This is a genomic window from Streptomyces beihaiensis (genome assembly GCF_026274175.1).
Lineage (GTDB): Bacteria > Actinomycetota > Actinomycetes > Streptomycetales > Streptomycetaceae > Streptomyces > Streptomyces beihaiensis.
In genome coordinates this window covers 1-18,121 of the sequence record NZ_JAPHNL010000314.1, presented here as the reverse complement: position 1 = coordinate 18,121, position 18,121 = coordinate 1, and the positions used below count along the sequence as shown (strand labels likewise).

The 18,121-nt window shown below is 69.9% G+C and carries 19 protein-coding genes; 10 read left to right on the top strand and 9 right to left on the bottom strand.

The window, feature by feature from the left end; all coding sequences use genetic code 11:
* Positions 1-7: 7 nt before the first annotated feature.
* Positions 8-718 carry a hypothetical protein gene (locus OFY01_RS28085; protein ID WP_266604599.1) on the bottom strand — a complete coding sequence of 237 codons (711 nt, stop codon included), beginning with the start codon at positions 716-718 and terminating at the stop codon, positions 8-10.
* A gap of 272 nt (positions 719-990) precedes the next feature.
* On the opposite strand from OFY01_RS28085, the gene gcl reads away from it, so the two are divergent.
* Positions 991-2,778: a glyoxylate carboligase gene (gene gcl, locus OFY01_RS28080; RefSeq protein WP_266604597.1), complete on the top strand. Its 1,788-nt coding sequence runs from the start codon at positions 991-993 to the stop codon at positions 2,776-2,778.
* 132 nt (positions 2,779-2,910) lie between these two features.
* Here gcl and OFY01_RS28075 read toward each other — a convergent pair whose 3' ends face one another.
* From OFY01_RS28075 to OFY01_RS28060, 4 genes are all read right to left on the bottom strand, one after another.
* The gene (locus tag OFY01_RS28075; protein ID WP_266604596.1) at positions 2,911-3,471 is read right to left on the bottom strand and encodes a DUF4232 domain-containing protein; all 561 of its coding nucleotides are present in this window, start codon (positions 3,469-3,471) and stop codon (positions 2,911-2,913) included.
* Between the two features lie 518 nt (positions 3,472-3,989).
* Positions 3,990-5,447: a catalase gene (locus tag OFY01_RS28070; RefSeq protein ID WP_266604594.1), complete on the bottom strand. Its 1,458-nt coding sequence runs from the start codon at positions 5,445-5,447 to the stop codon at positions 3,990-3,992.
* A 250-nt stretch (positions 5,448-5,697) separates the two neighbouring features.
* Positions 5,698-6,618: a 2-hydroxy-3-oxopropionate reductase gene (locus tag OFY01_RS28065; RefSeq protein ID WP_266604592.1), complete on the bottom strand. Its 921-nt coding sequence runs from the start codon at positions 6,616-6,618 to the stop codon at positions 5,698-5,700.
* Positions 6,619-6,679: 61 nt separating this feature from the next.
* A complete protein-coding gene (locus tag OFY01_RS28060) occupies positions 6,680-7,522 on the bottom strand; it encodes a TIM barrel protein (protein WP_266604590.1) in 843 nt (280 codons plus the stop codon).
* 135 nt (positions 7,523-7,657) lie between these two features.
* Between OFY01_RS28060 and OFY01_RS28055 the strand changes: the two genes are divergently transcribed.
* The 8 genes from OFY01_RS28055 (at position 7,658) to OFY01_RS28020 (ending at position 14,978) form a co-directional block, all read left to right on the top strand.
* On the top strand, positions 7,658-7,924 hold the full coding sequence (locus OFY01_RS28055; protein ID WP_266604588.1) for a hypothetical protein: 267 nt from the start codon (positions 7,658-7,660) through the stop codon (positions 7,922-7,924).
* Positions 7,921-8,289 carry a helix-turn-helix domain-containing protein gene (locus OFY01_RS28050; RefSeq protein ID WP_266604586.1) on the top strand — a complete coding sequence of 123 codons (369 nt, stop codon included), beginning with the start codon at positions 7,921-7,923 and terminating at the stop codon, positions 8,287-8,289. Before OFY01_RS28055 ends, OFY01_RS28050 begins: the two co-directional genes overlap by 4 nt.
* 167 nt (positions 8,290-8,456) lie before the next feature.
* A complete protein-coding gene (uraD, locus tag OFY01_RS28045) occupies positions 8,457-8,981 on the top strand; it encodes a 2-oxo-4-hydroxy-4-carboxy-5-ureidoimidazoline decarboxylase (protein WP_266604584.1) in 525 nt (174 codons plus the stop codon).
* A complete protein-coding gene (uraH, locus tag OFY01_RS28040) occupies positions 8,981-9,400 on the top strand; it encodes a hydroxyisourate hydrolase (RefSeq protein ID WP_266604582.1) in 420 nt (139 codons plus the stop codon). The genes uraD and uraH overlap by 1 nt, the downstream gene beginning before the upstream one ends.
* A gap of 5 nt (positions 9,401-9,405) precedes the next feature.
* Positions 9,406-10,338 carry a factor-independent urate hydroxylase gene (gene pucL, locus OFY01_RS28035; protein ID WP_266604580.1) on the top strand — a complete coding sequence of 311 codons (933 nt, stop codon included), beginning with the start codon at positions 9,406-9,408 and terminating at the stop codon, positions 10,336-10,338.
* A gap of 85 nt (positions 10,339-10,423) precedes the next feature.
* Complete coding sequence (locus tag OFY01_RS28030; RefSeq protein ID WP_266604578.1) at positions 10,424-11,827, top strand: nucleobase:cation symporter-2 family protein; 1,404 nt, start codon at positions 10,424-10,426, stop codon at positions 11,825-11,827.
* A 45-nt stretch (positions 11,828-11,872) separates the two neighbouring features.
* Positions 11,873-13,258: an 8-oxoguanine deaminase gene (locus tag OFY01_RS28025; protein ID WP_266604577.1), complete on the top strand. Its 1,386-nt coding sequence runs from the start codon at positions 11,873-11,875 to the stop codon at positions 13,256-13,258.
* Positions 13,259-13,607: 349 nt separating this feature from the next.
* Positions 13,608-14,978: a nucleobase:cation symporter-2 family protein gene (locus OFY01_RS28020; protein ID WP_266604615.1), complete on the top strand. Its 1,371-nt coding sequence runs from the start codon at positions 13,608-13,610 to the stop codon at positions 14,976-14,978.
* Positions 14,979-15,063: 85 nt separating this feature from the next.
* Here OFY01_RS28020 and OFY01_RS28015 read toward each other — a convergent pair whose 3' ends face one another.
* The 4 genes from OFY01_RS28015 to OFY01_RS28000 all read right to left on the bottom strand — a co-directional run bounded on the left by OFY01_RS28015 (position 15,064) and on the right by OFY01_RS28000 (position 17,705).
* Positions 15,064-15,255, bottom strand: a complete 192-nt coding sequence (locus OFY01_RS28015) for a hypothetical protein (protein WP_266604575.1) — start codon at positions 15,253-15,255, stop codon at positions 15,064-15,066.
* A gap of 349 nt (positions 15,256-15,604) precedes the next feature.
* Positions 15,605-16,027: an acyl-CoA thioesterase gene (locus tag OFY01_RS28010; RefSeq protein WP_266604573.1), complete on the bottom strand. Its 423-nt coding sequence runs from the start codon at positions 16,025-16,027 to the stop codon at positions 15,605-15,607.
* 114 nt (positions 16,028-16,141) lie between these two features.
* Complete coding sequence (locus tag OFY01_RS28005; protein WP_266604571.1) at positions 16,142-16,768, bottom strand: hypothetical protein; 627 nt, start codon at positions 16,766-16,768, stop codon at positions 16,142-16,144.
* 343 nt (positions 16,769-17,111) lie between these two features.
* Entirely contained in the window at positions 17,112-17,705 is a 594-nt protein-coding gene (locus OFY01_RS28000; protein ID WP_266604569.1) for a histidine phosphatase family protein, read from the bottom strand.
* A 236-nt stretch (positions 17,706-17,941) separates the two neighbouring features.
* Here OFY01_RS28000 and OFY01_RS27995 point away from each other — a divergent pair.
* Positions 17,942-18,121 (top strand): hypothetical protein (locus OFY01_RS27995; RefSeq protein WP_266604567.1); only part of this gene is annotated, 180 nt, incomplete at its 3' end.

Below are 18,121 nucleotides of genomic sequence, written 5' to 3'. Positions count from 1 at the left end.
GCCACGCTCAGGGGCTGCTCGCGATCAGCTCGTCCGCCGGGCTGTTCACCGGCTGGGGCTCACCGGCCAGGTCGAGGACGAACAGGGCCACGCCCAGCGCGTCCGCACGCACCCGGGCCTCGTCCTCGTACCCGGCCAGGGAGAAGTAGGCGCAGCCCGCCGACTCCGTCATCGCCCGCAGCCACAGACACTCGACCTCACGTACGCCCGCGGGCCGCACCGACGGCTCCACCTGGGCGACGATGCCGCGCGCCGCGAGGCCGACGCCGGAGCGCGGGTGCCGGTCGGCCCGGCGCACGTCCCGGTAGCCGAGCCAGCGCAGATACATCGCCGCGACGGTCACCACGTCGCGCGCCGTGCGGATGGCGACCGTCCGGAACGCCGGACGGACCGCGGCGGCCGTGCGAGGCAGCGGTATGTGCGAGGGCGCCGGTGAAGCGGGCGGCGTCGGCGCCAGGTCCCCGTGGACCGGCACCCGCAGCACCGTGCCGCAGGCGCAGTCCAGCTCGGGCCGAGGCCATCGGTCACGCCGCCCGCACACTGGGCAGCGCAGCGTGACCCAGTCGTCGGCCCAGGTGCGGTCGGTGACGGGCTCGGCCGGTGCGTCCCGGACCAGGGGAGGGGCGACCGGGGCGCCGCACGCGCAGGGCAGCGCCCGCGCGGTGTAGAGGTGCTCGCGGTGGCAGGTCTGGCAGCGCACGCGGACCGGGTCGGCCATCGCGTATCCCCCTGTCCCCCTTGTGCGGCCCGGTGTTCCGGTGTCCCGGATCGACGTCGGTCTCATCATCCACCTTGACGCCGTGTCGCGCCCCCCTCTACATTGCTTCCATATAGTAGAACACGATTTCCGCATTACGGAAACTCGCGAAGGCGAGGCGCGGTGCGGAGGTCGTCCGGAATTCAGAGCTCGCCGCGGGGCGCGACGGGAGCGCGAATCCGACATCCCTACACAGCAGCAATAGCCAGACACAGCAGGAGTCGGGAGCACTCATGGCTCGTATGACCGCCGCCCGTGCGGCCGTTGAGATCCTCAAGCGCGAGGGCGTCACCAACGCGTTCGGCGTGCCCGGTGCCGCCATCAACCCCTTCTACAAGGAGCTCAAGGAGAGCGGTGGGATCGACCACACGCTCGCCCGCCACGTCGAGGGTGCCTCGCACATGGCCGAGGGCTACACCCGGGCCAACCCGGGCAACATCGGTGTCTGCATCGGTACGTCGGGTCCGGCCGGCACCGACATGATCACCGGCCTGTACTCCGCGATCGGCGACTCGATCCCGATCCTGTGCATCACGGGCCAGGCTCCCGTGGCCAAGCTGCACAAGGAGGACTTCCAGGCCGTCGAGATCGCCTCGATCGCCAAGCCGGTCACCAAGATGGCGGTGACCGTCCTGGAGGCCGCGCAGGTCCCCGGCGTGTTCCAGCAGGCCTTCCACCTGATGCGCTCCGGCCGTCCGGGCCCGGTCATCATCGACCTGCCGATCGACATCCAGCAGACCGAGATCGAGTTCGACCCGGAGACGTACGAGCCGCTGCCTGTCTACAAGCCCGCCGCGACGCGCGCCCAGATCGAGAAGGCGATCACCTTCCTGGTCGAGTCCGAGCGCCCGTTGATCGTCGCCGGTGGCGGCATCATCAACGCCGACGCCTGTGACCTGCTGGTGGAGTTCGCCGAGATCACCAACACGCCGGTCGTGCCCACTTTGATGGGCTGGGGCACCATCCCCGACGACCACGACCTGAACGCGGGCATGGTCGGCCAGCAGACCGGCCACCGCTACGGCAACGCCACGTTCCTCGAGTCGGACTTCGTCCTCGGCATCGGCAACCGCTGGGCCAACCGCCACACCGGCTACAAGCTCGACACGTACCGCGAGGGCCGCAAGTTCGTCCACGTCGACATCGAGCCGACCCAGATCGGCAAGATCTTCGCCCCGGACTACGGCATCACCTCCGACGCCAAGGCCGCCCTGGAGCTGTTCGTCGAGGTCGCCAAGGAGCTCAAGGCGGCCGGCAGGCTGCCCGACCGCTCCGAGTGGGTCGCCTCGCACCTCAAGCGCAAGGAGACCCTCCTGCGCCGCACGCACTTCGACAACATCCCCATGAAGCCGCAGCGCGTCTACGAGGAGATGAACAAGGCGTTCGGCCGCGACACGCGCTACGTGACGACGATCGGCCTGTCGCAGATCGCGGGCGCCCAGATGCTGCACGTCTACAAGCCGCGCCACTGGATCAACTGCGGTCAGGCGGGCCCGCTGGGCTGGACCATCCCGGCCGCGCTCGGCACCGCGAAGGCCGACCCGGACACCCCGGTCGTCGCCCTGTCCGGCGACTACGACTTCCAGTTCATGATCGAGGAACTGGCCGTCGGCGCCCAGCACAAGATCCCCTACGTGCACGTCCTGGTGAACAACGCCTACCTGGGCCTGATCCGCCAGGCGCAGATCGGCCTCGACATCAACTTCCAGGTCAACCTGGAGTTCGAGAACATCAACACCCCGGAGATCGGCGTCTACGGCGTCGACCACGTCAAGGTCGCCGAGGGCCTCGGCTGCAAGGCGATCCGGGTGACCGACCCGAACGAGCTGGCCGCCGCCTTCGAGCAGGCCAAGAAGCTCGCTCAGGAGCACCAGGTCCCGGTCGTCGTCGAGGCGATCCTGGAGCGCATCACCAACATCTCCATGAGCCCCACCGCCGACATCAGCGAGGTCAAGGAGTTCGAGGAGATCGCCACGGAGCCCGGCCACGCGCCGACGGCGATCCGTCCGCTGAAGGTCTGACACCGGCCCCCTCGGGGGCGCGCGGAGGGCGGGCCGCCGGTTCACACGAACCGGCGGCCCGCCCCTTTGTCATGCGCTGTCGTACGTCGTCTTTGTGATGTGCTGTCGTACGTCGTCACGCGCTGTCGTACGTCAGTTGTCGCCTGAGCGGAACACGATGTCCTCCACCGCGCGGCGGTCCAGGTTCCAGCGGGTGACCGCGGGGTACGGCCCCACGTCGGCACCGCCCTCGGGCGCGCGGACGTCGACCGGGGCCACCTCGCGGTCGCTGCCGAGCACCCTGCCCTGGTAGCCGATGCCGAACCGGTTCACGGCGTTCGCCGTATTTTCGCCCGCGCGGAAGAGGTGGACACCGGCGTACGCGCTCTCGTGCGGCCGGATCGTGGCGAGGGCCTTCGGCGCGGCCCCGAAGGGCGGGACGGGCAGGGTGGAGCCCGAGAAGTAGAGGTACGGGTAGTGGTAGAGCGTGCAGCCCTTGCCGGTGGTGTTGGTGGCCTTGATCAGCATGTTCTGGCCCGAGTCCTGCTCCCAGTACGACGTGGCGACCGAGAGGCCGCCCGCGTCGCAGGCCGGGGCGGTGGTCCGGTTCGCCGCCGCCGGGGCGGCCGAGCCGCTCGGAGCCACCGGCACGGCGGCCAGGAGCGCGGCGACGGCCGGCACCCCCAGGGCGTACGTCTTCCAGTTCTTGTCCATGCGGGCAGCGCGCACAGGGTCCCCCCGTATGTCATGAGGCGGTCCGACTGGTCGGGTCGGTCACGACAGAAAGTGCCCCGCTCGGCCGTCGAACATCCCACGCGCGCGATTGTCACGGTTCCCGGACATCGGTCGGCCAGGCATGCGGAAAGCCCCGGGTACGGACCGTCGTACCCGGGGCTGGTCGGGAGGTTGGCGCCGTCCGACGGCGCGCGGATGGCGGAACATTCGGGCGCGCCGCCGGACGGACTCCGGTGACCCGTAAGGGAGATGGCTGGGACCGCGGCGGCTGAGCGACGGTGTCCGGGCCGCCCTCCCTCAGGTCGAAAGGGGGCTCGGAGACCTTCACCACCGCACTGGCTCGCACAAGCCGCCGCGGTCCTCGTCCTCCCGCCACCACCCGTGGGACCACCCCTCATCCGGGTCCCACAAGCGGCGCGGGCTTGCGCGTACGGAGACGACCTCCCGTCAGTCCCCGTACGCAGCCTGGGGTTCGCCTTTGAAGAGGCGACGTGGGCTCAGTCCTCGCGCAGGGCGCGGACGGCCTCCTCCACGCGCTTGCCGTACTCCGGGTCGGCGGCGTGGAAGTGGGCGAGGTTCTTCTCCACGATGTCGTCGCGGGTGACCTGCGAGAGGCCGCCGGCGATGTTGGCGACGAGGCGGTTCTTCTCGTCGTCCGACATCAGGCGGTACAGCTCGCCCGCCTGGAAGAAGTCGTCGTCCTTGGTGTGGGCCGGGGCCTCGTGCGTGCCCGTGTAGCCGGAGATCGCGAGCGGCGCGGACAGCGCGCGGCCGGTCTCGGCCGGGCCGTCGAAGGAGTTCGGCTCGTAGTTCTTGCGGTCGCGGCCGTAGGCGTTGGTGGCCATGTAGCCGTCGCGGCCGTAGTTGTCGGCCGTCGTCGCCTTCGGGGCGTTCACCGGCAGCTGGGTGTGGTTGACGCCCAGGCGGTAGCGGTGCGCGTCCGCGTAGGCGAACAGGCGGCCCTGGAGCATCTTGTCCGGCGACGGGCCGATGCCCGGCACGAAGTTGTTCGGGGAGAACGCGGCCTGCTCGACCTCGGCGAACACGTTGTCCGGGTTGCGGTCCAGGACCAGGCGGCCCACGCGCTGCAGCGGGTAGTCCTTGTGCGGCCACACCTTGGTGAGGTCGAACGGGTTGAAGCGGTAGTCCGCCGCCTCGGCCGCCGGCATGATCTGCACGTACAGCGTCCAGGACGGGTTCACGCCGCGCTCGATGGCCTGCAGCAGGTCCGTCTGGTGCGAGTTGGGGTCCTTGCCCGCGGTCTCGGCGGCCTGCTCCGAGGACAGGCAGCGGATGCCCTGGTTCGTCTTGAAGTGGTACTTGACGAAGAAGGCCTCGCCCGCCTCGTTCGTCCACTGGTAGGTGTGCGAACCGTAGCCGTTCATGTGGCGGTAGGAGGCCGGGATGCCGCGGTCGCCCATGAGCCAGGTGATCTGGTGCGTGGCCTCGGGAGCGTGCGCCCAGAAGTCCCAGACGTTCTCCGCCTCCTGCTTGCCCGTGAACGGGTCGCGCTTTTGCGAGTGGATGAAGTCGGGGAACTTCAGCGGGTCCTTGATGAAGAAGACCGGGGTGTTGTTGCCGACGAGGTCGTAGTTGCCCTCCTCGGTGTAGAACTTCACGGCGAAGCCGCGCGGGTCACGCACGGCGTCCGCGCCACCGAGGTTGTCGGCCACGGTCGAGAAGCGCAGGAACACCTCGGTGCGCTTGCCGATGGTGCCGAGGAAGTCGGCGTACGTGTAGTCGGTGACGTCGTCGGTCACCTCGAAGTAGCCGTACGCGCCGGAGCCGCGGGCGTGCACGACGCGCTCCGGGATGCGCTCGCGGTTGAAGCGGGCGAGCTTCTCCAGCAGGTGCTGGTCCTGGAGGAGGAGCGGGCCGCCGCTGCCTGCGGTGGCGGAGTTCTGGTTGTCGGCGACAGGGGCGCCGGACTCGGTCGTGAGCACACGCTTCGGCATTATTCGAGGCGACCTTCCGTGCAGTGGCTGCTGACTAGGCTTCGATGTGGGGGAGCGTAAGGACCCCTGACCAGCCGAGTCAACAGTTTGTTGAAGTTCAGGGTGGAGCTTTGCGCTGCTTTTTTCAACGTTTTGTTGAACTGGAGGGCATGGGTTTCCGGGCCGCGGCGACGCCTGGGCGCGACAGGACAGGTGTCAGCGCCGCCACGGCCCGGAAGACTTGATGCCCTGCCGGGGTCAGGGCCCGCGGTTACGCGACCTGACCGCCGGAGAGGCGCTCGACCGAGCGCAGCAGGGCCGAGTGGTCCAGGCCGCCGTCGCCCTGGGCGCGCAGCGAGGCGACCAGCTGGGCGACCACGGCGCCGACCGGCAGCGCGGCACCGACGTTGCGGGCGGCGTCCGTGACGATGCCCATGTCCTTGTGGTGCAGGTCGATGCGGAAGCCGGGCTTGAAGTCGCGGTTCTTGAAGTTGTCCTTCTTGCGGGTCAGGACCGTCGAGCCGGCCAGACCGCCGTTGAGGACGTCCAGGGCCGCGTCCAGGTTCACGCCGGACTTCTCCAAGAAGACCACGGCCTCGGCGCAGGCCTGGATGTTGACGGCGACGATCAGCTGGTTGGCGGCCTTCACGGTCTGACCCGAGCCGTGCGGACCGCACAGCACGATGGTCTTGCCGAGCGCGTCGAAGAGCGGCTTGGCCTCGTCGAAGTCGGCCTGCTCGCCGCCGACCATGATCGACAGGACGGCCTCGATGGCGCCGGCCTCGCCGCCGGAGACGGGGGCGTCCAGGACGCGGATGCCCTTGTCCTTGGCGGCCTTGGCCAGGTCGACCGAGGTCTGCGGGGTGATCGAGGACATGTCGATCAGGAGGGCGCCCGGCTTGGCGTTCTCCAGGATGCCGTCGGGGCCGTAGGCGATGGCCTCGACCTGCGGGGAGGCCGGAACCATGGTGACGACCACGTCGGCGCCCTTGACGGCCTCGGCGATCGACTTCGCCGCGGTGCCGCCGGCGGCGGCCAGGCGGTCCAGCTTGTCCTGCTCCAGGGTGAAGCCGGTCACGTCGTAACCGGCCTTGATCAGGTTCTCCGACATGGGCGAGCCCATGATGCCGAGACCGATCCACGCGACCGACGGGCGGGCGGGCTGGGAGCTGGAGGTGAGGTTGTTGCTCATGAGGGTGACTCCAAAAGCTGTGTTACGTCGATGAGTTGGCGGCCCGTGGGGGCGTTTCGGCTCAGGCGCGCGCGGCGCGGGCCTCGTGCGGCAGCCAGCCGAAGGACTCGGCGCTCGGCGCGTCGCCCGGCTTGTACTCAAGGCCCACGTAGCCCTCGTAGCCGGCCTTCTTGAGCTGGTCGAGCAGCTCCTCCAGGGCCAGAGAGCCGGTGCCCGGAGCGCCACGGCCCGGGTTGTCGGCGATCTGCACGTGCGCCGTCTTGTCGGCGTAGGCGCTGATGATCGCCGGCAGGTCCTCGCCGTTCATGGACAGGTGGTACAGGTCCATCAGGAACTTGGCGTTGCCGAGGCCGGTGGCCGCGTTCACCTTGTCCACGATCTCGATCGCCTTGGGGGCGCTCACGATGGGGCACCTGGGTGACTCGGGGGCGTTGAGCGCCTCGATGAGGAGCACGGCGCCGACCCGGTCGGCCGCGCGGGCGGCGAGCACCAGGTTCTCCAGGGCGAGCTCGTCCTGGACGGCCGGGTCCACGCCGTCGACGCGGTTGCCGTACAGGGCGTTGAGCGCCTTGCAGCCGAGCGACTGTGCGAAGTCGGCCGCGACATCGAGGTTCGCGCGGAACTTCTCGCTCTCCTCGCCGGGGACCGACAGCGCGCCCCGGTCGGGGCCCGGCAGCTGCCCGGCGTAGAAGTTCAGGCCGGTGAGCTGGACACCCGCGTCCTTGATCGCGTCGCGCAGGGCGTCGAGCTCGGACTGCTCAGGGGTCGGCGCGTCGACCCAGGGCCACCACAGCTCGATCGCGGTGAAGCCCGCCGCGGCCGCCGCCGCGGGGCGCTCCAGGAGCGGGAGCTCCGTGAAGAGGATCGACAGGTTGACGTTGAAGCGCTGGTCTGCGAATCCCATCAGGGTCGGCGCTCCCTTCTGGTTTTGTTCCGTATTGCGGAAGTTCGTTTCTACTTGATGGAAGATTGCCTGTGATCCCCGTGAGCTGTCAAGTGGGGCTGCCGTAAAAACGCCGATCGGCATTAGGTTGAGCGCGTGCGATTGAGAGTGGAGTTCACGACCGAGCCCTTCGACCTCGACGAGGCGCCGCCCCACGCGGTGGTCGCCCGTGACGTCATCCAGGGAGCCGGCCTCGACGCGGTCGACGTCGGGCCGTTCGGCAACACGGCCGAGGGTGAGGCCGGGCGCGTGCTGACCGCGGTCGACGCGCTGCTGCGGCAGAGTCTGGAGGCGGGGGCCACCCGGGTCTCGCTCCAGGTCAACGTGATCGGCGAGAGCGCCGGAACCGGGGAGGACCAGTGACCGGGCTCGGGGACGCCCCCTTCGTCAGAGCGGTGAAGCCGCTCGTCGACGCCATGGGGGGCGAGATGCTGCCGCCGCAGGAAGCGGGCCGTGACGATGTCGTGCTGAGCTGGGAAGGCGCCGACGTGGTCGCGGTGCGCCTGCCGCAGCTGGCCGACTCGCTCGATCACATCCTCGCCGCGATGGAGCGCAGGCAGGGCAGGCCGCTGGCCGACCTGGACCGCAAGGAGAAGCAGGAGCTGGTGCGGATACTCGAGGCACGCGGCGCCTTCTCGGTGCGCCATGGTGTCGAGACCGTGGCCGGCGCCCTGGGGGTGTCTCGTTTCACCGTGTACAACTACCTCAACCGCGACAAGGCGACCTGACGCGCCCTACCGCCTGACCTGGCCTTTTGGCGACCACCAGAACCGCCGTCCGGTATCCGGACGGCGGTTTTTGGTATCTCAAAAGTTTTCAACAAAGTGTTGACGTGCTGTTTCCGAGGGCGTTAGCTATCCGCAGCCCGTCCAGCACAAGGCCACGGAGGCATCCCGTGACTTCAGGCACGACGCCGGGACTCACCCGGTTCAACACCTCGGACGAGAGCACGGCCTCGGCCCAGCTCCACGAGGTGTGCGCTTCATCGGCGTGGGGGAGCAAGATCCTCGCCCAGCGTCCCTTCGCTTCCGCCGAGACCCTCTTCGCCGCCAGCGACGCCGCCATGGCCGAACTGACCGCGGACGACCTCGCCGAAGCGATGGCGGGGCACCCGCCGATCGGCCGCCCGAAGCCCGGTGACCCCACCTCGTCACGCGAGCAGCGCGGCATGGCAGGGGCCTCCGAGGAGCTCAAGGCCGAGATGCTCGAGCTGAACCTGGCCTACCAGGACCGGTTCGGACATGTCTTCCTCATCTGCGCCACCGGCGCCACCGGGGAGCAGATGCTCGCGGCGCTCAAGGAGCGGATCGGCAACACGCCCGACCAGGAGCGGGAGATCGTCCGCGCCGAACTGGGCAAGATCAACCGCATCCGCCTCACCCGCATCGTCGAAGAAGCAGCAGAGGAAGAGAACGCCTGATGAGCACCGAGACCGCGGCATCGCCGAGAAGTTCAGTGTCCACCCACATCCTGGACACCAGCATCGGACGCCCGGCCGAGGGCGTTGCCATCACGCTCGCGGCGCGCGCCGGTTCGGGCGCCGCCTGGGAGACGCTCGGCGGCTCGTCCACCGACGCCGACGGGCGCTGCAAGGACCTGCCGGCGCTGCCGGAGGGAACCACCCACGTACGTCTCGACTTCGAGACCGAGGCGTACTTCTTGAAGTTCGACGACAAGCAAGCCGATGCGCAGCAGGACGCCCCCGCGAATCGGGACAGCGGCCCGCAGGACGTGTTCTTCCCGGAGGTGGCGATCACGTTCGCCGTCAAGCCGGGCGAGCACTACCACGTGCCGCTGCTGCTCAACCCGTTCGGCTACTCCGTTTACCGAGGGAGCTAGCAGATATGGCCACGATTCTGGGACAGAACCAGTACGGCAAGGCGGAGAACCGCGTTGTCAAGATCACGCGGGACGGCGACACCCACCACATCAAGGACCTCAACGTCTCCGTCGCGCTGAGCGGTGACCTCGAGGAGGTCCACCTCAACGGTTCGAACGCCAACGTTCTGCCGACCGACACCACCAAGAACACCGTCTTCGCCTTCGCGAAGGAATACGGCATCGAGTCCGCCGAGCAGTTCGGCATCCACCTCGCGCGCCACTTCGTCGACGACATCGCGCCGATGAACCGCGCCCGCATCCGCATCGAGGAGTACTCCTGGGAGCGGATCGCGAACTCGGACGCCAACTCGAAGTTCATCGGCGCCGACGAGGTCCGCCACTCCTTCGTCCGCAAGGGCCAGGAGACCCGCGTCGCGCAGATCACCTACGACGGCGAGAAGTTCGAGGTGCTGTCCGGCCTCAAGGACCTCACGGTCCTCAACTCCACCAACTCGGAGTTCTGGGGCTTCATCAAGGACAAGTACACGACGCTGCAGGAGGACTACGACCGCATCCTCGCCACGTCCCTGTCGACGTGGTGGCGGCACAACTGGACCTGCGACGACGAGCGGATGCCCAACTGGGAGAAGTCCTACGAGCAGACCAAGAAGCACCTGCTCCAGGCCTTCGCCGAGACGTACTCCCTCTCGCTCCAGCAGACCATGTACCAGATGGGCTCGCGCGTCATCAACAGCCGCAGCGAGATCGACGAGATCCGGATGTCGGCGCCGAACAAGCACCACTTCCGCCAGGACCTCTCCTTCTGCGGCCTGGACAACGACGCGAAGGACGGCGCCGTGTACTACGCCGCCGACCGCCCGTACGGCCTGATCGAGGCCACCATCCTGCGGGACGGCGCCGACCAGCGCATCCCGGTCGACATGACCAACCTGTGACGGTCTGACGAGACCGGCCTTCGACGCGGCGAGCGCGCCCCTGTCTCCCGTGGTCGACGGGGGCGCGCCACACCGGAGGAACGACATGGCAACGCCTGACGAGGGCCTTGAACGCGGCCCGTGTTCCACCCCGCCGGAAGGCACCGAAACGGTGCACCCGGTGGACGAGAAGCTCCACCCCTCGCGCCTGGCTCCCGCCGCGCTCCAGCACATCGCCGCCATGTACGCGGGCGTTGTCACCCCTCCGCTCATCATCGGCCAGGCCTGCCACCTGGACACCGCGGGCCGGACCCGGCTCATCGCCGCGAGCCTGCTCATCGCGGGTGTGGCCACCCTGCTGCAGACCCTCGGCGTCAAGGGCTTCGTCGGCAACCGGCTGCCCTTCGTCAACGCCGCCTCCTCGGCGGGCATCGCGCCGATGCTCGCCATCGCCGAGACCAACGCCAGGGGCGACCAGCTCCCCGCCATCTACGGGGCGGTCATGGTCGCGGGCGTCTTCTGCCTGGCCGTCGGTCCGTTCTTCGGCCGCCTGCTCCGCTTCTTCCCGCCGCTCGTCACCGGCGTCGTCATCACGCTCATCGGTGTGACGCTCATGCCGGTACCCGTCGAGTGGGCCCAGGGCGGCGACAAGACCGCCGCCGACTTCGGCAGCATGCGCAATCTCGCGCTCGCCGCCTTCACCCTCGTCGTGATCCTGCTGATCCAGCGCTTCGCCACGGGCTTCGTCAAGCAGGTCGCCCTGCTCTTCGGCCTGTTGATCGGCACGCTCGCCGCGATCCCCTTCGGCATGGCGGACTTCTCGTCGCTGCACTCGGCACCGGTCGCCGCCCTGCCCACCCCCTTCGCCTTCGGCGCGCCCCAGTTCCAGCCCGCCGCGATCGTCTCGCTGTGCCTGGTGATGCTCGTCCTGATGACCGAGTCGTCGGCCGGCATGCTCGCCATCGGCGAGATCTGCGAGCGCGAGTGCACCAAGGACACCATCACCCGGGGGCTGCGCACCGACGGCATCGCCACGTTCCTCGGACCGGTCTTCGGCGGCCTGCCGACCTCCGCCTTCGCCCAGAACGTCGGCGTCGTCTCGCTCACCAAGGTGCGCAGCCGCTACGTCGTCGCAGCCGCGGGCGCCACCCTGCTCGTCCTCGGCGCCTTCCCGGTGCTCGGCGCGGTCGTCTCCCTCGTACCGATGCCGGTCCTCGGCGGCGCGGGCATCGTCCTGTTCGGCTCCATCGCCGTCAGCGGCATCCGCACGCTCTCCGAGGCGGGCCTCGACGACAGCTCCAACATCATCCTCGTGGCCGTGGCGCTCGGCGCGGGCATCATCCCCCTCGCCGCGCCCAGCTTCTACGAGGACTTCCCGGCCTGGGCACAGACCGTGCTCGGCTCGGGCATCAGCGCGGGCGCGCTCGTCGCCGTCACGCTGAACCTCTTCTTCCACCATCTCGGCACCCGCGGCGGCGCCAACGCCGCCGCGGCACTCAAATCCTCCTAGGGTCCTGCCGTGCCCACATCGCAACAACCCACTGAAGGAAGCACCATGGCACCTTCTTCGGCAGACCGCATCGTCATCGAGAACGTGGCCATCGCCACGGTCGACGCCCAGGACACCGAGTACGCGTCGGGCCACATCGTCGTGGCGGGCAACAAGATCGAGTCCATCGGAGCGGGCACGGCGCCCGAGGGCCTCGACAACGTCGTGCGCCGCGTCGACGGCACCGGCCACCTCGCCACGCCCGGCCTGGTCAACACCCACCACCACTTCTACCAGTGGATCACCCGGGGCCTCGCCACCGACCACAACCTGTTCAACTGGCTGGTGGCGCTGTACCCGACCTGGGCGCGCATCGACGAGCAGATGACGTACGCGGCGGCGCAGGGCTCCCTCGCGATGATGGCCCGCGGTGGCGTCACCACCGCCATGGACCACCACTACGTCTACCCGCAGGGCTCGGGCGACATCTCCGGCTCGATCATCCGCGCCGCCTCCGAGATGGGCGTGCGCTTCACTCTCGCCCGCGGCTCCATGGACCGCAGCGAGAAGGACGGCGGCCTGCCGCCGGACTTCGCCGTCGAGACCCTCGAGGGCGCGCTCGCCGCCACCGAGGAGACCGTGAAGAAGCACCACGACGCCTCCTTCGACGCGATGACGCAGGTGGCCGTGGCCCCCTGCTCGCCGTTCTCGGTGTCGACCGAACTCCTCAAGCAGGGCGCCGAGCTCGCCCGCCGCCTGGGCGTGCGCCTGCACACCCACGGCAGCGAGACGGTCGAGGAGGAGAAGTTCTGCCACGAGCTGTTCGGCATGGGCCCGACCGACTACTTCGAGTCGACGGGCTGGCTCGGCGAGGACGTGTGGATGGCGCACTGCGTCCACATGAACGACTCCGACATCGCCGCCTTCGGCCGTACGAAGACGGGTGTCGCGCACTGCCCGTCCTCCAACGCCCGCCTGGCCGCCGGAATCGCGCGCGTGCCCGACATGCTCGCCGCCGGTGTCCCGGTCGGGCTCGGTGTCGACGGCACCGCCTCCAACGAGTCGGGCGAGCTCCACACCGAGCTGCGCAACGCCCTGCTCATCAACCGCCTCGGCGCCCACCGCGAGGCGGCCCTCAACGCCCGCCAGTCGCTCCGCCTCGGAACGTACGGCGGTGCCCAGGTCCTCGGCCGGGCGAGCCAGATCGGTTCGCTGGAGGCCGGGAAGCTGGCCGACCTGGTCCTGTGGAAGCTGGACACCCTGGCCCACTCGTCCATCGCCGATCCGGTGACCGCGCTCGTCTTCGGCGCGGCCGCACCGGTCACCCTCTCCCTCGTCAACGGCAGGCCGGTCGTGGAGAACGGCCGTCTGCTGCACGTCGACGAGGACGCCATCGCCCGCTCCACGCGGGCGGAGGCACAGCGTCTCGCGCGGATCGCCGCGCAGGACTGATCTCCAAGACTCCGGTCAGGGGGGACGGCCCCTGACCGGAGACTCGAGCCGCCGAGCGGGCAGCTCGAGTGCCGCCCCGGAGCGTGGCCCAAAGCCTCACGTTCCCGGGGCGGTCAGTAATACCTGGGCGCAGAACAACCACATATCGAGCTCCACCAAGCATCACCAGCACCACCTTGCACCACCTCCCAGAAGCAGAGCACCGGCGGACGACCGGTGCCGGAAAACAACCGGAGGAGCCGCAGTGGCGACGAAGCCCAGGTTCACCAAGCAGCAAGGCACCACCCCCGACGAGACCGCGGAGAGCGGGGCGGCCCGCGCGGGACATACCAAACATCCGGTCGACGAGATGCTGCCACCGCTCAAGATGGCGACGACCGGCCTGCAGCACGTGGCCGCGATGTACGCCGGAGTGGTCGCGCCCCCGCTGATCGTCGGCGCGGCCGTCGGCCTCAGCCCCAAGGAGCTCACCTTCCTCACCGGCGCCTGCCTGTTCACGGCAGGACTCGCCACCTTCCTGCAGACACTCGGATTCTGGAAGATCGGCGCCCGGCTGCCCTTCGTGAACGGCGTGACGTTCGCGGGCGTCGCACCGATGCTGGCCGTCGTCAACTCCACCAAGGACAAGCACGACGCGCTGCCGATCATCTTCGGGGCGGTGATCGTGGCCGGTGTGCTCGGTTTCATCGCCGCGCCGTTCTTCTCCAAGGCGGTCCGGTTCTTCCCGCCGGTCGTCACCGGCACCGTGATCACCCTCATCGGTGTCTCCCTGCTGCCGGTCGCCTTCGAGTGGGCGCAGGGACCCGACTCGCAGGCCCCTGACTACGGTTCGGAGAAGAACCTCGCCCTCGCGGTGTTCTCGCTCCTCGTCGTCCTGCTGCTGCGCCGCTTCACCCGCGGCTTCGTCAAGCAGATCGCGGTCCTGCTCGGCCTGGTCATCGGCACCCTCGTGGCGATACCCATGGGCCTCACGGACTTCTCGCCGGTCCAGGACGCCTCCCTGGTCGGCTTCCCCACGCCGTTCCACTTCGGCGCCCCGAAGTTCGCCGGTGCCGCCATCGTCTCGATGATCGTCGTGATGGTGGTGTCGATGACCGAGTCGACGGCCGACATGCTCGCCCTCGGCGAGGTCGTCGAGCGGCCCTCCGACGAGAAGGTCATCGCGGCCGGACTGCGCGCAGACACCCTCGGCACCGCGCTGAGCCCGCTGTTCAACGGCTTCATGTGCAGCGCGTTCGCCCAGAACATCGGGCTTGTCGCCATGACGAAGATCCGCAGCCGGTTCGTCGTCGCGGCCGGCGGCGGCTTCCTGGTCCTCATGGGCCTGAGCCCGGTGGCGGCCTCGCTGATCGCGGTCGTGCCCCGCCCGGTGCTCGGCGGCGCGGGCGTCGTGCTCTTCGGCTCCGTCGCGGCGAGCGGTATCCAGACGCTGGTCAAGGCCGGTCTGGACAAGGACAACAACGTCCTCATCGTCGCCGTCTCGCTGGCCGTGGGCCTCATCCCCATCTCGGCGCCGGACTTCTACCACGACTTCCCGGAGCGCGCGAAGATCGTCCTGGACTCGGGCATCTCGACGGGCTGCGTCGCGGCGGTCGTCCTCAACCTGCTCTTCAACCACCTCGGAAAGGGCCGTGAGGCGGACGACGTGACCGCGCCGATGGAAGGCGGCGACGCCATCAGCGAACAGCGGACGAGCACCGCACCGGTGAGCGCCCACTGACGTACGACGACCTACGGGGCGCCGCGGTCGCGGATGCGCGGCTGCGGCGCCCCGCCCGTGTGCTGCGTGCTGGAGGCCGGGCCGCTCAGCCGATGTGGTGGCTGTCCCCGCACACCTTCCGGTTCAGCGGTGGGTCCAGCGAGTGGCGCGGGGCGCGGCGCCGGATGCTGCCGAAACGGGTCGGGCCGTCCCCGTCGCCGTGCATCACGACGGCGTCGCCTCGTACTTGGGCCTTCCAGCCGAGCGAGGAACTCTCCGGGCTCGACACCCACGGCAAGGCGATCTCCTTCCTCGCCGAGCCGCCGAGCCGCCGAGCCGCCGAGTCCGCCCGCCCGCTCCACGGGGGAGGCGTCGGCGAGCCGGTTCGTCGGGAACGGGGCCGCGACGGTGGTGGCGCCGAGGAAGGCGAGGATGCGGCGGGCCGGGAGGCCCCGGCCGCGGGCCGACTCCAACGCCGCCGTACATCCGCTTCCACTCCGCGTCGCCGTCGTACGCGACGACGAAGCGGCCCTCAGGCGGATCGAAGGGCGTCGGACGCAGCGGAGTGGAACGCCAGAAGCGGGCCATCCGTCCGGATGACCCGCTTCCAACATCTGAAGGCCACGGTGGCCGGGTGCGTGCGGGTGCTACAGGCCGAACACCCCCGGATCCGCGGCCAGTTCCCTGAAGACGTTCCCCGGGTTCGCGACCAGCTTGCGCGCGCCGAGGTCCATCAGCCCGCCCACCCCGGTCACCTCTGCCGATACGGTGCCGTCGACCTTGCGGACCGTCGTCACCACGCGGAACGTCTTGCCCTCGCCCCACTCGAACACACAGTCCACGTCCACTTCGTCACCGGCGCGCAGCTCCCGCAGATAGCGGATGTTCGCCTCCAGGGCGACCGGGCCGACACCCCGGTCGAGCAGGTCGCGCTGCTCGATACCGGCGTGCCGCAGGCAGCTCCAGCGCGCGTGCTCGGCGTACTGCAGATACACCGCCTGGTTGAGGTGCCCCTGCGAGTCGGTCTCGTACCCGCGGACCTGGATACGGACGGAAAACGGCTCGGCCACGACGTTCCTTTCGGGGAAGGTGATGAGGTTGCTGGACTCTGGTCGGTCACGTCGGTCACGTCGGTCACGTCGCGTCAGTCGCGTCAGTCGCGTCGGTCACGTCAGTCATGTCGGTCACGCGCGTCTCGGCGAGGCCAGCAGGAACCGGCCCCCGCCCCGTCTCTCGGCATGCTCGCTCACCTGCCACCCGGCCTCGCCGAGCGTCTGAGCGCACAGCGCGAGGGCCGCCGGATCGGGATGCCGTACGGCGACGGCCTCGGGCTGCGCGGTGTCCGAAACCCGGTAGCCGGGCGAGTCCGTACCCGCCGGGGCGCAGCCCGCCGCCTCCAGGGCGAGCGCCGCGGCCTGCGCCAGATGGCCGCGCTCCCAGGCGCAGGGCCGGTCCGTGGACCCGTCGGGGCCCGTCATACGGCGCATCTCCAAGAGTCCCTGCCAGGCCGTCCGTACCTCGCGCGCCCGCGCGGGGGAGAGGTCGACGTCGGGCTCACCGCCGAGCCGCGCCGCGAACACGCCACCGGACGAGGACGCGGACACGGCTGCCTGCGGCTCGGAGGCCGGAGCCTCGCGGACCCGGTGCCCCGCCGGGGTGAGGAAGTGGTCGTGCGGCGGCCGTGGATGGCGGAAGGCGAGCTTGAGCGCGACGAGCCGCGAGAGCTGGGACTCGCTCCCGGTGATCCGCCCGGTCTCCGGATCGGCCGCCTCGATGATGCGCCGCTGCGCGGCGGTCGGTGGTCTGGTCATGGCACCCCCTGTCTTCCACGCCCTGTGTGTCACGCGCGTTCCGTCTTCGCTACGACGATGGTGCACGACGCCACTGACAACACGGCGCCCGGCAGTACCACGGCTGGGGCCTGTCCGGGCGGATCAGGTCGGACTCGGTCGACCCTGCCGATCGGTACCGCTGAGCGGGGTCCGGTGCGTGCGGCCGCAAGGCGGAGGAGGGCGGCGGCGACGCGAAGGGGGTGCCTCCCTGCCGAGCCGGGCGGAGCTCGGTTCGAGGCCGGGGGAGTCGGCAACCGACGACAACGCCGCGGACGTGCGCACCAGACCCCGCGACCCCGACAAGATCCGCCCCGGACAGGGCCTAGGGGCGCAGGTTCCAGCCGGACACCACCGGCCTGCCGTGCTCTGTGCTCAGGCGGCTGACCGTGCCGGTCGCCAGGAGGAAGTGGGCGCCGCCCGACGGCGGCAGGCCGAGTCGTCGCGCGGTCAGGACACGCAGGAAGTGCCCGTGCGAGAAGAGGACGACGCTGCCCTCGTTGTTGGCGAGCGCCGCGTCCACCTTCGACAGCATCCGGTCGGCGCGCGCCGCCACCTGCTCGGGCGTCTCGCCCGGATGCTCGGGCGGGCCCGGTGGGACACCGTCGTCGAAGAGGTACCAGTGCGGACGTGTCCGATGGATCTCCAGCGTCGTCACTCCCTCGTAGGCGCCGTAGTCCCACTCCCGCAGGTCCGGGTCGACCGTGGCGTGGTCGAACCCGGCGAGCCTGGCCGTCTCGCGGGCCCGCCGCAGGGGGCTCACGAAGGCCGCGCCCACGTGGTGGCTGCCGACGAGCGGGGCGACGCGCCGCGCCTCGTCCCTGCCGTGGTCGGTCAGCGGGATGTCCGTGAGGCCGGTGTGCTGACCGGTCAGCGCCCACTCGGTCTCACCGTGTCGGACGAGAAGCAGATCACCCAAGGTTCATGCCTGTTCGTGTGAGGTCGGACGGGGCCGTCGCCGGTCATTGTCGCCAAAAGCCTCGTCCGACGCCTCGACCGAGACCGCCCCCTGAGGCGTCGCGGGCGCTCGGATCAAGGATTGTCAGACCCGGCCCGTATGGTCGTGGATGTCAGAAGTCGGGGCCGTCGTGGCGCGTCGTGGGTGGGGCGGTGCGACGGCCGGGTCGAGCGTGTGAGCGCTGAGGGGAGGTCGCCATGCCCGCACCGGAGCTGTGGGGAGTCGTGGCGGGCGGTGCCGCCGCCGTCTTCCTGCCCGCGCCGCTGCCCCGGGAGGGGAAGATCGCCCTGTGGACGCCGGACGGCACAGGCCCGCCCGGCGCCGCCGACGAACTCACGGTGGTGCGAGCGCACGGCTCGGGCGTCCGCAGCCGCCGG

Coding starts and splice junctions, on each gene's coding strand:
- OFY01_RS28030 (WP_266604578.1), top strand. CDS start 10,424: ATGGCAACGCCTGACGAGGGCCTTGAACGCGGCCCGTGTTCCACCCCG.
- OFY01_RS28060 (WP_266604590.1), bottom strand. CDS start 7,522: ATGGGATTCGCAGACCAGCGCTTCAACGTCAACCTGTCGATCCTCTTC.
- uraH (WP_266604582.1), top strand. CDS start 8,981: ATGAGCACCGAGACCGCGGCATCGCCGAGAAGTTCAGTGTCCACCCAC.
- OFY01_RS28025 (WP_266604577.1), top strand. CDS start 11,873: ATGGCACCTTCTTCGGCAGACCGCATCGTCATCGAGAACGTGGCCATC.
- OFY01_RS28065 (WP_266604592.1), bottom strand. CDS start 6,618: ATGAGCAACAACCTCACCTCCAGCTCCCAGCCCGCCCGCCCGTCGGTC.
- gcl (WP_266604597.1), top strand. CDS start 991: ATGGCTCGTATGACCGCCGCCCGTGCGGCCGTTGAGATCCTCAAGCGC.
- OFY01_RS28085 (WP_266604599.1), bottom strand. CDS start 718: ATGGCCGACCCGGTCCGCGTGCGCTGCCAGACCTGCCACCGCGAGCAC.
- OFY01_RS28020 (WP_266604615.1), top strand. CDS start 13,608: ATGCTGCCACCGCTCAAGATGGCGACGACCGGCCTGCAGCACGTGGCC.
- OFY01_RS28070 (WP_266604594.1), bottom strand. CDS start 5,447: ATGCCGAAGCGTGTGCTCACGACCGAGTCCGGCGCCCCTGTCGCCGAC.
- OFY01_RS28005 (WP_266604571.1), bottom strand. CDS start 16,768: ATGACCAGACCACCGACCGCCGCGCAGCGGCGCATCATCGAGGCGGCC.
- pucL (WP_266604580.1), top strand. CDS start 9,406: ATGGCCACGATTCTGGGACAGAACCAGTACGGCAAGGCGGAGAACCGC.
- OFY01_RS28075 (WP_266604596.1), bottom strand. CDS start 3,471: ATGGACAAGAACTGGAAGACGTACGCCCTGGGGGTGCCGGCCGTCGCC.